Consider the following 12,225-nt stretch of genomic DNA (forward strand, 5'->3'; position numbering starts at 1 on the left):
CGGTGCGTCAGCGGGCCAGCAGCGCGCAGCGGCGGCAGGCGCGGGCGGAGGCGGCCAGCCGGGTGTGCGCGACCAGGGTGAGCACCCCGGCCAGCGCGCTGACCGGCCAGTCCTGCGCCAGCACCGCGCCGGCGCTGAGCGTGAGCGCGCTGACCGCGAGCGCCACGGCCGCGGTGGTGCCGGTCCAGGCCACCACGAGTGGCAGCCGCCGCGGGGTGGCCAGCCGGCGGGACAGGGCGCCGGTGGCGGCCAGCGACCCGGCGGCGAGCAGCGCGGTCAGCGCGGCGAGACCGCCGAGGTTGGCCGCGAGCACGTGCACGGGCGCGGGCAGCCGCCCGCCGGCGTCGTCGGCGGTGACCCCGGCCAGGTACCAGCAGGCCATCAGGAACGGGACGATCAGCGCGACGATCCGGGCGGTCTGCCGGGCTTGGACGATGGTCAGCTCCCGCTGGAACGCGGGGCCGACCTCCTCGACGGTGCCGAAGTCGCGCACCGCCCGGGCCGCCGCGTCGGCCCGGGTGGGCGCGCCGGCGTCCGCGTGCGCGACGGCGGCGTCGGCGAGCCCGTCGCGTACCTCCGCGAGCATCCGGGACTTGGCGCGTGCGGGCCCGGACAGCGCGGCGTCCAGGGCGGCGAGGTGGTCGTCGACCGCGGTACGCGCCGGGGAGCCGGGAGCCGGACCGGACGCGCCCGCGGCGCCGGTGCCGGTATCGGCGCCGCTGTCCGGGCCGCGGGGCGCGCGGGGGCCGCGGGCCGTCACGTCGCCGGCCTCGGCGCCCGGGCCGGGTCCAGGACCGAGCCGATCGCGCTGGTGAACTCCCGCCAGGCGGTGCGCTCGTCGGCCAGGGCCCGCCGGCCCGCGTCGGTCAGCGCGTAGCAGCGCCGCCGCCGCTCGCCCACCGACTCCCAGCTGCTGCGCAGCAGGCCCGCCCGCTCCAGCCGGTTCAGGGCCGGGTAGACCGTGCCCGTACGCAGCTCCAGCGTGCCCGCGCTGCGCTGCTGCACGGCGGTGATGATCGCGTAGCCGTGCAGGGGGCCGTCTTCGAGCGCGGCGAGCAGCAGTCCGTCCAGGTGCCCGCGTACCGGATCGCCTCTCATGGAAGCCCACCCTACCTCCTGTTGTTGGTGTGCTATGTATTGGTAGCCAATATATAGGTGAGCTACTCTCGGAGGGTGCGGTGACGAAGTTCCTGCTGTCCGTACACGTGCTGGCGGCGATCCTGGCCGTCGGACCGATCGCCGTGGCGGCGTCGGTCTTCCCGCGGATCGTGCGGGAGTCGGCCGCCGCAGACCCCGCGCACCGCGGCGGGACCGCCGCGTTCCTGCACCGCGTCTGCCGCGCGTACGCGGTCGTGGGCCTCGCCGTCCCCGCCTTCGGCCTGGCCACCGGCGCCCAGCTCGGGGTGCTGACCGACGCCTGGCTGCTCGCCTCGATCGCGCTGACGGCCGGCGCCGCGGCCCTGCTCGCGCTCGCGATCCTGCCCGGCCAGCAGCGCCTCCTCGCCCGCACGGCCGGCGACGCCCCCGCCGCGGCGGACGACGGCCTGCGCCCGGCGGCGACCCGGCTCGGCATGCTCACCGGGGTCTTCAACCTGCTGTGGGCGGTCGTCGTCGTGCTGATGATCGTCCGCCCCGGCTCCACCACGGGGGCGTGAACCGTGCGCGCCCTGCGGATCGCCGCCGCCGTCGAGCTGGTCACGCTCGCGGCCCTGCTGGTCAACCTGTTCACCGTGCACACCGAGGCCGTCTCCTCGCTCGGCGGCCCCCTGCACGGCACCGCCTACCTGACGGTCATCGCGCTCACCTGGGCGACGACGCCGGTGAACACCACCCGCGGCACCCGGTCGCGGTCGGTCATCCCCGGCGTCGGCGGCCTGCTGGTGCTGCGCCGGCACCGCCGTGGTGCACACCGCCGCCGCCCCGCGGACATCCGTTGAACGGCGCCCTCCGGGCGATCTAGAGTGCCCGGAAGATCCGATCCGCGTCCGCGAGCGGAGGCGTCACCATGGCCGAGACCGTGCTCTTCCACCATGCGCTGGGGCTCACCCCCGGCGTCCTCGCCTTCGCCGACGAGCTGCGCCGTGCGGGGCACACCGTCCACACGCCCGACCTCTTCGAGGGCCGCACCTTCGGATCCCTGGAGGAGGGGATGGCGCACGTCGCCGGGATCGGCTTCGGCGAGGTGGCCGCTCGCGGTGTCCGTGCGGCCGACGCGCTGCCCGCCGAGGTCGTGTACGCGGGCTTCTCGCTCGGCGTGCTGCCCGCTCAGCGCCTGGCCCAGACCCGCGCCGGAGCGCGGGGAGCGCTGCTCTTCTACTCCTGCGTCCCGGTGGCCGAGTTCGGCCCCGCCTGGCCCGAGGGCGTACCGGTGCAGGTGCACGGCAAGGCCGACGATCCCCTCTTCGCCGGCGAGGGCGACCTCGACGCGGCGCGCGAGCTGGTGGCCGGTGCCGCGGACCGGGAGCTGTTCCTCTACCCCGGCGACGAGCACTACTTCGCCGACTCCACCCTCCCGTCGTACGACCCGGCCGCCGCCGCGCTGCTCACCGAGAGGGTGCTCGCGTTCCTCGCGGAGCGGCGGCCGTGTGCGCCGCGGCCCCCGGCGGCGCCCCCGCCGCCGCGCCCGGGGCCGTCCGGGGCCTGCAGGAGCGGGCCGCGCGGGCCCTGCCCGCGCGGCAGGTCGCGTACGAGGGCGGCTGGTGGCTGCGGTACGACCCCGGCAGCTCCTGGTGGGTGGCCTCGGTGCTGCCGCACGGGCCGGGCGGCCCCGCGGACCGGGTGGACCGGGCGGAGCTGGCGCGGCGGGTGGCGCGGGCCGAGGAGTTCTACGCCGGGCACGGCGCGGCGGCACGGTTCCAGATCACCCCGCCCGCGTGCCCCGCCGGGCTCGACGACCTGCTGGCCGGCCGCGGCTACCACCGCGCGAACCCGGTCTCGCTGCAGGTCGCGGCGGCAGCGGGCGGGCGACGGGCTGCGGGTACGGGTCGACGACCGCCCGGGCGGCGCGTGGTCCGACGTCTGGCACGCCGTCCACGGCCCGGGCGGCGGCCCCGCCGGCGCCCGGGCCCTGCTCGACCGGGTCACGGGCCCGTCCGCGTACGCCCGGGTGCTGGACGGCGGCGCGACGGTGGCGGTGGGCCGCGCGGTCGCCGACACCGGCTGGGCCGGCGTGTTCGCCATGGCCACACGCTGCCCGCGGCGCGGGGGAGGGGCGCGGGCGGGCGCCTGCTCGGCGCCCTGGCCGGCTGGGCCGGGGCGCACGGCGCGACGCACCTGTACCTCCAGGTGGAGCGCGACAACCCGGCGGCGCTGCGGCTCTACCGGCGCGCCGGCTTCCGCGAGGTGTGCACGTACCACTACCGCACCGGCGCGGCACAGCCCTGATCCGGCCGCGCTGCGACGCGCCCGGCGCGCGGCGCATCGCCTGACACCGGGCGGGCGCGCACCGGACAATGGACGCGGTGGTGTCGGACGGCGACGAAGGGGCCGGCGATGAGCAGCGAGCTCGACGGGGCAGGGCAGGGCAATACGGAGTACGGCAGGAAGCGCTTCAAGCGCTCCCGCAGCCACTTCGCCGACCGGATCACCGCGGCCGGCGAGGACGGCTGGCCCGTCGCGGCCGGGCGCTACCGGCTCGTGGTCAGCCGCGCCTGCCCCTGGGCGAACCGCACGCTGATCTCCCGGCGGCTGCTCGGCCTGGAGTCCGCGCTCTCCGTCGGCGTCACCGACCCGATCCAGGACGACCGCAGCTGGCGCTTCACGCTCGACCCCGGCGGCCGCGACCCGGTGCTGGGCATCCGCTTCCTCAGCGAGGCGTACGACGCGCGCGAGACCGGCTACCCCGGCGGCGTCAGCGTGCCGGCGATCGTCGACGTGCCCAGCGGCAAGCTCGTCACCAACGACTTCCAGCAGATCACGCTGGACTTCGCCACCGAGTGGACCGCCCTGCACCGCGACGGCGCGCCCGACCTGTACCCCGAGGCGCTGCGCGACGAGATCGACGAGGTGATGGACGGCGTCTACCGGGACGTCAACAACGGCGTCTACCGGGCCGGTTTCGCCACCGGCCAGGACGAGTACGAGGGCGCGTACCGCGACGTGTTCCGGCGGCTGGACGAGCTGTCCGCGCGGCTGTCCGACCGCCGCTACCTGGTGGGCGAGACCCTCACCGAGGCCGACATCCGGCTGTTCACCACCCTGGTCCGCTTCGACCCCGTCTACCAGGGCCACTTCAAGTGCAACCGCAACAAGATCGCGGAAGACCCGGTGCTCTGGGCGTACGTCCGCGACCTGTACCAGACGCCCGGCTTCGGGGACACGGTCGACTTCGACCACATCAAGCGGCACTACTACGAGGTCCACACGGGCATCAACCCCACCGGTATCGTCCCCGCCGGGCCCGACCTGTCCGCCTGGCTCACCCCGCACCACCGCGAGCAGCTGCGCGGCCGCCCGTTCGGCGACGGCACCCCGCCGGGCCCCCCGCCCGAGGCCGAACGCATCCCCGCCGTCGGCCGCCCCTGACCCGACGCCGCCCGGGCCCGCGCCCACCGCTGACCCCGTCGGCCGGAGCGGCGGCGGTGCGCGCCGCGTTCAGGAGGCGACGTACCCCACGTGTGCGAGCGCCTGCTTCAGCAGATGGCCGTGACCGCCGGGCATCTCCTGCTGCACGACCGCCGACGCCGCCTCCTGCGGCGTGAACCACACGAAGTCCAGCGCGTCCTGCCGCGGCCGGCAGTCGCCCGCCACCGGCACGACGTACGCCAGCGACACCGCGTGCTGCCGCGGGTCGTGGTACGGGGTGATGCCGTGCGTCGGGAAGTACTCGGCGATCGTGAACGGCTGCGGCGACGCCGGCACCCGTGGCAGCGCCACCGGACCGAGGTCCTTCTCCAGATGCCGCAGCAGCGCGTCCCTGACCCGCTCGTGGTGCAGCACCCGGCCGGAGACGAGCGCCCGGCTCACCGCCCCGTCCGGGCCGATCCGCAGCAGCAGGCCGACGTGCGTGACCTCGCCCCGGTCGTCGACGCGGACGGGCACCGCGTCGACGTAGAGGACCGGCATCCGTGCGCGCGCCGACTCCAGCTCCTCGGGAGCCAGCCAGCCGGGTGTGGTTTCGGTCAAGTCAGCCATTGGCCGATCTTACGCCGAACCCTCACCGGCCGTGGATGCCGACCTCGTAGAGCGAGTAGCCGTGCTCCGTGCCCCGCTGAACCCCGACGATGCGGACATACCGCGCGTCGACCGGGTCGAACAGCGCGGTGTCGAGCCCGCCGTTCCCGGCCTCCGTCGCCCACACCGTGCGCCAGGCGCCGCCGTCGGCGGAGACCTCGACGCGGTAGGCGCTGCCGTACGCCCGCTCCCAGTCCAGCGTGACCCGCGCGATCCGGCGGCTCTCGCCGAGGTCGAGCCGCAGCCACTGGTCGTCGCTCCAGTCGCTGGCCCAGCGGGTGCCGCGGTCGCCGTCCACGGCGCGGGGCGGGGCGTAGCTCGTGAACAGGCTGAACTCGGTGGAGCTGGCCGTGGCGGCGGCCCCGGCGGCGAGGTTCGCCGGCGCCTCGTGCGCCTGGGTGGCGCCCCAGGTGGTCAGGTACGACTCGGCCCCGGCCAGCAGGTCCTCGACCACGTCGCCGCCGCCGTGCCGCCGCATCTGCTCGATCCAGTCCGGGACGAGGCCCGCGTGCGCGCCGCCGTCGGTGTTGAAGTCCCAGGTGCGTTCGCCGGTGACCTGCCGGTCGAGGACCGAGCCGCCGTCGGCGCTGGTGAACGGGTACTCGACCGGGTCCGGGGCGTCCGCGCCGCGGGGCGCGGGCCAGCCGCCGACGCCGTTCATGTCGGTGCCGTAGCCGTACCCGGCGCCGTACTTGTCGCGCAGCCCGGCGTCGCGCCGCCCCTGCTCGACGAAGTCCTCGGCCGGGTTCATGTACTGGGCGACGAAGCCGCCGAGGCGGTACAGCCGCTCGGTCCAGTCCGGGTCCATCCAGCTGTGGCTGGAGAGGACGCCCGGATACGACTCCGACTCCAGGATGTCCAGCGCCCGGCCCGCCGCCTTGACGCTCATGTGGTCCAGCTCCAGCATCATGCCGCGGTCCATCATCCCGCGTACCGCGTACTCGCCCAGCCCGCTCAGCCCGCGGGTGTTGCACCGGGCCTGGGAGTCGTACGACGGGACGGAGACCCCGGCGGGCAGCAGGTCCTCCGCCTCGGTGGGCGGGTCGGCCAGCCCGATGGGGTTGTCCTGCTGCGGGCCGGTGCACTCCTCCGTGGTCCAGAAGGTGCCGGTGGACAGGAACTGCCCGATGTTCACCGCCGCGCCGATGGTGCCGGAGTCGAAGCGCACGCCGCACAGCGCGTTGTCGAACTTGTGGCACAGGAACATGCTGCGCACGCCCATGCCGTACAGCTCGTCCAGGCCGCGGTCGATGTCGCCCCGGTCGCACTGCGCGATGCCGAGCACCTGCTTGCAGCCGAACGGCTCGGAGGTCTCCACGCCCAGCACCACGGCGAGCTTGCCCTCGGCGACCACCGCGCGCGCCTGCGCGGCGTCGGTGACGATGCGGAACCAGCCGCGGCCGGGGCCGCCGTACATCGCGTCGACGTAGTCCTGCATCTCGTACGTCTTCTCGGCCTGCAGCCGGATGGAGTCCATCTCGTCGCAGCCGCGGTCCTTTGCCGGGTAGACCGAGCAGAGCAGGCCGTTGGTGACCAGGTCCTGCACCAGGATCCGCTGCCCGCCGCGCCAGGCGCGCTCCAGCCAGGCGTAGTAGTTCTGCTGGTGGCTGAGCGAGTCGTGGGCCGGCCAGTGCCCGAACGTCGGCCAGCCGACCGGGTCGTGGTGGCCGTCGGCGCCGCCGGTGATGTTCTCGAAGAGGGCGAGCGCGCCGTCGGGGTAGTGCTCGGGGCAGTCCTTCAGCGCCTCGGCGACGCCCTGCCGGGAGAACGGCTCGCCGCAGATGAGCCGGCCGCCGAAGCCCTCGTTCGACATCAGGTGGTTGTGCGCGTCGACGAAGCCGCGGACGTCGCCCTCGGCGTCCGTGCCGCGGAACGGCTCGCCGGTGACGTTCACCTGGGAGTCCGGGGCGGGCCGGGCGACGGGCTCCCACCAGTCGCTCGCCGCGGCGGCGGCACCCGGGCCGGTGCCGAGTGCCGTCAGGGCGGCGAAGAGGACCGCGACGAGGGTGATCAGACCGGCCTTGCGCAGATGCGGCTGTCGGGTCATGGGGGTCCCGCCTCCGGTGGCGCGTCAGGGTGAGGAGCATTCCTACGGCTGAGTAACCAGAGGATCGCCGCGGATTGACACCCCGTCAAGACATGGGGGGAGCGCTTTCCGGACGGTTCCGGACGGTTCCGGAGCGGGTGCAGCCGCGCCGCCGCGGCCCGGGGAGGTGGGCCCCGGGTGCCGCGGCGGTGCGGGTCGGCGGGCGGCCGGACCGGGGCGCGGCCCGGCCGCGGACTCAGACGGCCTGCCAGAGCGCGGGCACGTTCGGCGGCTCCCAGCCCGGGGCGGCCGTGTGCCCCTGGAGGCAGCGGTAGGTGGCGCCGCCGTACGTGACCGTGTCGCCCGGCCGGTACGACGTGCCGGCGGCCCAGGTGCCCCCGGGCGGGTCCGGCGGGTCCGGGTCCTGCCGGACGTTCAGCACGAAGTCGAAGCTGCCCTCCCGGCCCGAGCCCACGTCCCGCACCGTCATGAGCAGCGACGGGTGGAAGATCGTGTCGGTGTTGTTGCGCGGCTCGTTCGGGAAGTACAGCTGCGTCGTCAGGACCGGGTTGTCCGGCGCCTGCACCTTGACGTGGATGTGGCGGGTGCGGCCCGGGTACAGGCCCGGCACGATCGTCTGCAGGCTGAACCTGCCCTGCGCGTCGCTGTACTGGTGGCCGCGGAAGCGGTAGCCGGTGTTGTCGTACGCGCCGTTCACGTCCGCCTGCCAGAAGTCCAGCAGCGCGTCCGGGACGGGCCGGCAGGTGAGCCCGAAGACGTACCCGGTCACGGTCAGCCGGGTGCCCGGCGTGCCCGGCTCCACCAGCGACGTGCGCCGCGGGGAGTTGGGCCTGAAGTACGGGCCCTCGGTCTGCTGCCTGGTCGGCGGGTCCCCGGGGTCGCACGCCTCCGGCGTCGGGGTCAGCACCCGGCCCTGCCGCGCCTGGTCGCGGGCGAGTACCGGCGCGGCGCCGCCGACGAGCAGCGGCAGCGGCGCGGCGACGAGCGCGGCCTTGAGCAGGGACTTGCGGCGGATCCCGGACTTCTCCTGCGGCTGTGCGGACTCGTCCGGTGCGGACGTGTCCCGGTTGTCCTGCCTGTCCTGTTCGGTCACGGCATCACGGCTCCTCGGTCGGGGGAGTGGGGTCGTGAGCCCCGCGTCCGGATCGGCGTGGTGACGCCGCGGCGGGGTGCCAGTGACGCTATTCGGGCGTGCCGGGGCAGTCGATGGACAGAATCCGGCGATCGTGGTGATCCGCACGGCTGCCGCGGCGGAAGTCGCCGGGGCTGCTGCCGGTCTCCCGGCGGAAGAAGCGGCTGAAGTACGCGGGGTCGGAGAAGCCGGCCAGCCGGGCGACCTGGCGTACGGTCAGGTCGGTGGCGGCCAGCAGCCGCTTGGCCTCGCGGGCCTGCGCCTGCCTGATCAGATGTCCCGGGGTGAGCCCGGTGGCCCGCTTGACCGCCTCGTTGAGGTAGCCCACCGACACGCCCACGCTCGCCGCGCAGCCGCGCACGGACAACCCGGCCACCGCCGGCCCGGGTTCGGCCAGCAGCCGGTCGAACCGCCGGGCGATCTCCGCCGCCCGCCCCGCCGGCGGTCCCGCGGTGCCGTCGCCGCTCTCGGGCGCCGTACCGGCCGTCCGGGACAGCCGGTCCGCCCGGATCAGCAGGACGTGCAGGTACGACTGCAGCACGCTGATGAAGCCGGGGGCCCGGCCGGCGTACTCCCGGGTCATCTCCGCGAAGAGCGCGGCGAGGATCCCGGCCGACCGCCGGTCGGGGCTCAGCCAGGAGACCCGGGACAGCTCGCGCAGCCGGTCCCGGTCCCCGGGGGTGGGCAGCAGGAAGTCCTCGGTGAAGATCATCACATGGCCGTCGAGGCCCGCCGCCCGCTCCCAGTGGTGCACCTGTCCCGGGGTGACGATGCCGAGGTGCGGCGGGGTGATCGGCCAGCTGCGCTGGTCGACCACGTGGTGGCCGCGGCCGGCGCGGACGTAGACGATCTCGTGGAACGTGTGCCGGTGCGGGAAGCCGGCGCGCGACAGCGGGCCGATCGAGTCGAACGACCCGATGGCGAAGGGGAGGACCTCCGGGGCGGGGACCTCCAGCCGGTGCATGGGGACGGGGTCAGCGGACACGTCGTCTCACCCTCCTCGACATTGGTCCGGACCAAAAGGTTGCCGGGGCCGCCACAGGACCGCAAGCTGACCGCATGGACCTGGAGTTGCGGCACCTGAAGACCATTCGGGCCATCGCCGAGGAGGGCAGCCTCACCCGGGCCGCCACCGCGCTCGGGCTCGCCCAGCCGGCGCTCAGCGCACAGCTGAAGCGCATCGAGCGCTCACTCGGCGGCCCGCTCTTCGACCGCGGCAGGCACGGCGTGCGCCCCACGGCGCTCGGCGAACTCGTCCTCGACCGGGCCCGGGTGCTGCTGCCCGGTGTACTCGAACTGCAGCGGGACGCCGTGCGGTTCGCCCGGGCGTGGGGCGGCATGCCGCGCTTCCGGCTCGGCGGCACCCACGGCCCGCTGCTCGGCGGCCTCATCGACCGGGTCGCCACCGCGCACCCGGCAACCCCGGTGACGGCGTACACCGCCTGGTCCGTGCGCGAACTGGCCGGCATGGTCGCCGAGGGGCGGCTGGACTTCGCGCTGATCGGCGTCTGCGGCGACAGCCGGCCCCCGCAGACCGAGCGGCTCGTCTGGCAGACCGTCGGCACGGACCCCGTCTTCGTCATGCTCGCCGCCGCGCACCCGCTCGCGGAGCGCCGCCGGATCGACCTGCGCGACCTGGCCGGAGAGCACTGGACCGACGTCCCGGGCGACGGCTGCTTCGGCGACTGCTTCGCCGCGGCCTGCGTCCGCGCCGGGTTCACGCCCGCCTCCGTGTACGAGACCGACAGCGCCTCCTGCGTCCATCTCGCCCAGGTCGGACGGGCGGTGGGGCTGTGCCGGGCGACGTTTCCGCCCACCCCCGGGCTGGCCACCCGGCCGCTCGCCGGCCACCCGCTGAGCTGGCGGCACCTCATCGGCTGGCACCCGGAGTCGCCGGCGGCGGTCACGGCCTCGGCGGCCACCGGCTACGCCCGCGCCGCGCACGCCGAGGCGGCCCGGCGCAGCCGCAGCTACCGCGAATGGCTCCAGGCGCACCCGGACTTCGGCACCGCGCCCGCCCCGGTCGCCGTCTGACGTCCCCGGCCGCGCCGGGCCGCCCCCCGGCCGTCCCGCGGGCCCCCGACCTCCGCGAGCGCACCGGCGCGGGGCGTTCCATAACGCGATGGCAAGGGCGGACTGGTATCTGCCGACCTGACGTGCCCATGGCTACGGTTTCGCCGTAATCACGAAACCAAGGAGACTTCCATGCTCCACAAACGGGTCATGGGCGCGGCCGGCGCCACCGTCGCCGTCGGCGCGCTCGTCCTGGCCGGGCTCCAGGGAGCGGCCTTCGGATCCGACTCCCCGGGCACGCCCGACTCGGCCTCGGGGCAGTACTCCCCGGGCCTGCTCAAGGCGATGCAGCGGGACCTCGGCCTCACCGCGTCGCAGGCGAAGACGCGGCTGGCCAACGAGAGCGAGGCCGGTGCCGTCGCCGGCACGCTGCGGCTGTCACTGGGCCGCAGCTACGGGGGAGCGTGGGTGTCGGGCAAGACCTCCGCCGATGTCGTGGTGGCGACGACCGACGCCGCCGAGGCGCGGAGGATCACCGACGAAGGAGCCCGGGCGAAGGTCGTCGACCACAGCCTCGCCGCACTCGACGCGGCCAAGGCGGACCTGGACCGGGTCGCCCACCGCTCCTCGCCCGCCCACGTGCCCGTCTGGTACGTGGACACCGCCGCCAACCGCGTGGTGCTGCACACCTCCAGACCCGCGGCGGCCGAACGCTTCGCCGCCGCGGCCGGCGTCGACGAGAGCCTGCTGACGATCCGGCGGTCCCACGAGAAGCCCCGCACCTACGCGGACGTCGTCGGCGGCGACGCCTACTACATCGGCTCCGGCAGCCGCTGCTCCGTCGGCTTCTCGGTGACCCGCGGCGGCGGCCAGGAGGGCTTCGTCACCGCCGGCCACTGCGGCCGTACGGGCCAGACCACCACCGGCGTCAACCGGCAGGCCCAGGGCAGCTTCCAGGGCTCGACCTTCCCCGGCCGCGACTACGCCTGGGTCGGCGTGAACAGCCAGTGGAACGCCACCCCGACGGTCAACGGCTACGGCACCGGCACCAAGCAGGTCGAGGGCTCCACCGAGGCCGTCGAGCGCGCGTCGGTGTGCCGGTCCGGCTCCACCACGGGCTGGCACTGCGGCACCATCCAGCAGCGCAACACCAGCGTCACCTATCCGCAGGGCACCGTCAGCCCGGTGACCCGCACCAACGTGTGCGCCGAACCCGGCGACTCCGGCGGCTCGTTCATCTCGGGCACCCAGGCCCAGGGCATGACCTCCGGCGGCTCCGGCAACTGCCGCAGCGGCGGCACCACGTACTTCCAGCCCGTGAACGCGGCCCTGCAGGTCTACGGTCTGACCCTGACCACGACCGACGACGGCGGGACCGACCCGCCCACCGACCCGCCCGGCGGCACCTGGGCCGCGGGCACCGTCTACCAGGCCGGCGACACCGTCACGTACGGCGGGACCAGCTATCGGTGCCTCCAGTCCCACCAGGCCCTGCCGGGATGGGAGCCGCCGAACGTGCCGGCGCTGTGGCAGGCCGTCTGACCGAGGGCAGGACGGCACCACCGCGGCACCGCACGGTCCGGCCGACAAGGGGATGAGGACGCCGCGGCGGTATGCGGCCGGAGGGCCCCTGGGGGTGTGCCCTCCGGCCGTGCCGCGACCCCCGCCGGCCGCGCCGGCGGCCCGTGCCGACTCCGCTGCCCGGGCGGGGCGTTGGCGCCCCGGCCCGGCCTTCGGGGGCAGCCGCCTGCGCCGCCCGGGCAGGCTCTACCATGGGGCCGCCGACCGGCGCGGACGCCGGGGACCGAGGATCCGGGGGGATGCAGCGTGGCCGACGAGTGCGGGCAGAGCGGGCAGGCGG

The 12,225-nt window shown here is 75.3% G+C and carries 12 protein-coding genes and 1 pseudogene; 7 read left to right on the forward strand and 6 right to left on the reverse strand.

Going from position 1 to position 12,225, the window contains the following annotated elements; all coding sequences use genetic code 11:
* Positions 1–7: 7 nt before the first annotated feature.
* Positions 8–760, reverse strand: coding sequence for a permease prefix domain 1-containing protein (locus ABD317_RS26055; RefSeq protein WP_344292525.1), 753 nt, complete (start codon positions 758–760; stop codon positions 8–10).
* Entirely contained in the window at positions 757–1,098 is a 342-nt protein-coding gene (locus ABD317_RS26060) for a helix-turn-helix transcriptional regulator (RefSeq protein ID WP_027751737.1), read from the reverse strand. The genes ABD317_RS26055 and ABD317_RS26060 overlap by 4 nt, the downstream gene beginning before the upstream one ends.
* Before the next feature lie 80 nt (positions 1,099–1,178).
* Here ABD317_RS26060 and ABD317_RS26065 point away from each other — a divergent pair, with 80 nt between their 5' ends.
* The 5 genes and pseudogenes from ABD317_RS26065 (at position 1,179) to ABD317_RS26085 (ending at position 4,524) form a co-directional block, all read left to right on the forward strand.
* Positions 1,179–1,655 (forward strand): hypothetical protein, encoded by a 477-nt coding sequence (locus ABD317_RS26065; RefSeq protein ID WP_344292529.1) that lies wholly within the window; start codon positions 1,179–1,181, stop codon positions 1,653–1,655.
* Between the two features lie 3 nt (positions 1,656–1,658).
* On the forward strand, positions 1,659–1,937 hold the full coding sequence (locus tag ABD317_RS26070; protein ID WP_344292531.1) for a hypothetical protein: 279 nt from the start codon (positions 1,659–1,661) through the stop codon (positions 1,935–1,937).
* Between the two features lie 68 nt (positions 1,938–2,005).
* A pseudogene (locus ABD317_RS26075) lies at positions 2,006–2,572 on the forward strand (dienelactone hydrolase family protein); the annotation flags it as partial.
* 11 nt (positions 2,573–2,583) lie between these two features.
* Positions 2,584–3,384 carry a GNAT family N-acetyltransferase gene (locus ABD317_RS26080; RefSeq protein WP_344292533.1) on the forward strand — a complete coding sequence of 267 codons (801 nt, stop codon included), beginning with the start codon at positions 2,584–2,586 and terminating at the stop codon, positions 3,382–3,384.
* A gap of 108 nt (positions 3,385–3,492) precedes the next feature.
* On the forward strand, positions 3,493–4,524 hold the full coding sequence (locus tag ABD317_RS26085) for a glutathione S-transferase family protein (protein WP_344292535.1): 1,032 nt from the start codon (positions 3,493–3,495) through the stop codon (positions 4,522–4,524).
* 69 nt (positions 4,525–4,593) lie between these two features.
* Here ABD317_RS26085 and ABD317_RS26090 read toward each other — a convergent pair whose 3' ends face one another.
* From ABD317_RS26090 to ABD317_RS26105, 4 genes are all read right to left on the reverse strand, one after another.
* The gene (locus ABD317_RS26090) at positions 4,594–5,124 is read right to left on the reverse strand and encodes an NUDIX hydrolase family protein (protein WP_344292543.1); all 531 of its coding nucleotides are present in this window, start codon (positions 5,122–5,124) and stop codon (positions 4,594–4,596) included.
* 31 nt (positions 5,125–5,155) lie between these two features.
* On the reverse strand, positions 5,156–7,219 hold the full coding sequence (locus tag ABD317_RS26095; RefSeq protein ID WP_344292537.1) for a discoidin domain-containing protein: 2,064 nt from the start codon (positions 7,217–7,219) through the stop codon (positions 5,156–5,158).
* Positions 7,220–7,454: 235 nt separating this feature from the next.
* Complete coding sequence (locus tag ABD317_RS26100) at positions 7,455–8,312, reverse strand: dioxygenase family protein (RefSeq protein WP_425582439.1); 858 nt, start codon at positions 8,310–8,312, stop codon at positions 7,455–7,457.
* Between the two features lie 88 nt (positions 8,313–8,400).
* On the reverse strand, positions 8,401–9,315 hold the full coding sequence (locus ABD317_RS26105; RefSeq protein ID WP_344292547.1) for a helix-turn-helix domain-containing protein: 915 nt from the start codon (positions 9,313–9,315) through the stop codon (positions 8,401–8,403).
* 95 nt (positions 9,316–9,410) lie between these two features.
* On the opposite strand from ABD317_RS26105, the gene ABD317_RS26110 reads away from it, so the two are divergent.
* The gene (locus ABD317_RS26110; RefSeq protein ID WP_344292539.1) at positions 9,411–10,385 is read left to right on the forward strand and encodes a LysR family transcriptional regulator; all 975 of its coding nucleotides are present in this window, start codon (positions 9,411–9,413) and stop codon (positions 10,383–10,385) included.
* A gap of 171 nt (positions 10,386–10,556) precedes the next feature.
* Positions 10,557–11,906 carry a carbohydrate-binding protein gene (locus tag ABD317_RS26115; RefSeq protein WP_344292541.1) on the forward strand — a complete coding sequence of 450 codons (1,350 nt, stop codon included), beginning with the start codon at positions 10,557–10,559 and terminating at the stop codon, positions 11,904–11,906.
* Positions 11,907–12,225 lie beyond the last annotated feature (319 nt).

This window comes from Streptomyces synnematoformans (genome assembly GCF_039531005.1).
Lineage (GTDB): Bacteria > Actinomycetota > Actinomycetes > Streptomycetales > Streptomycetaceae > Streptomyces > Streptomyces synnematoformans.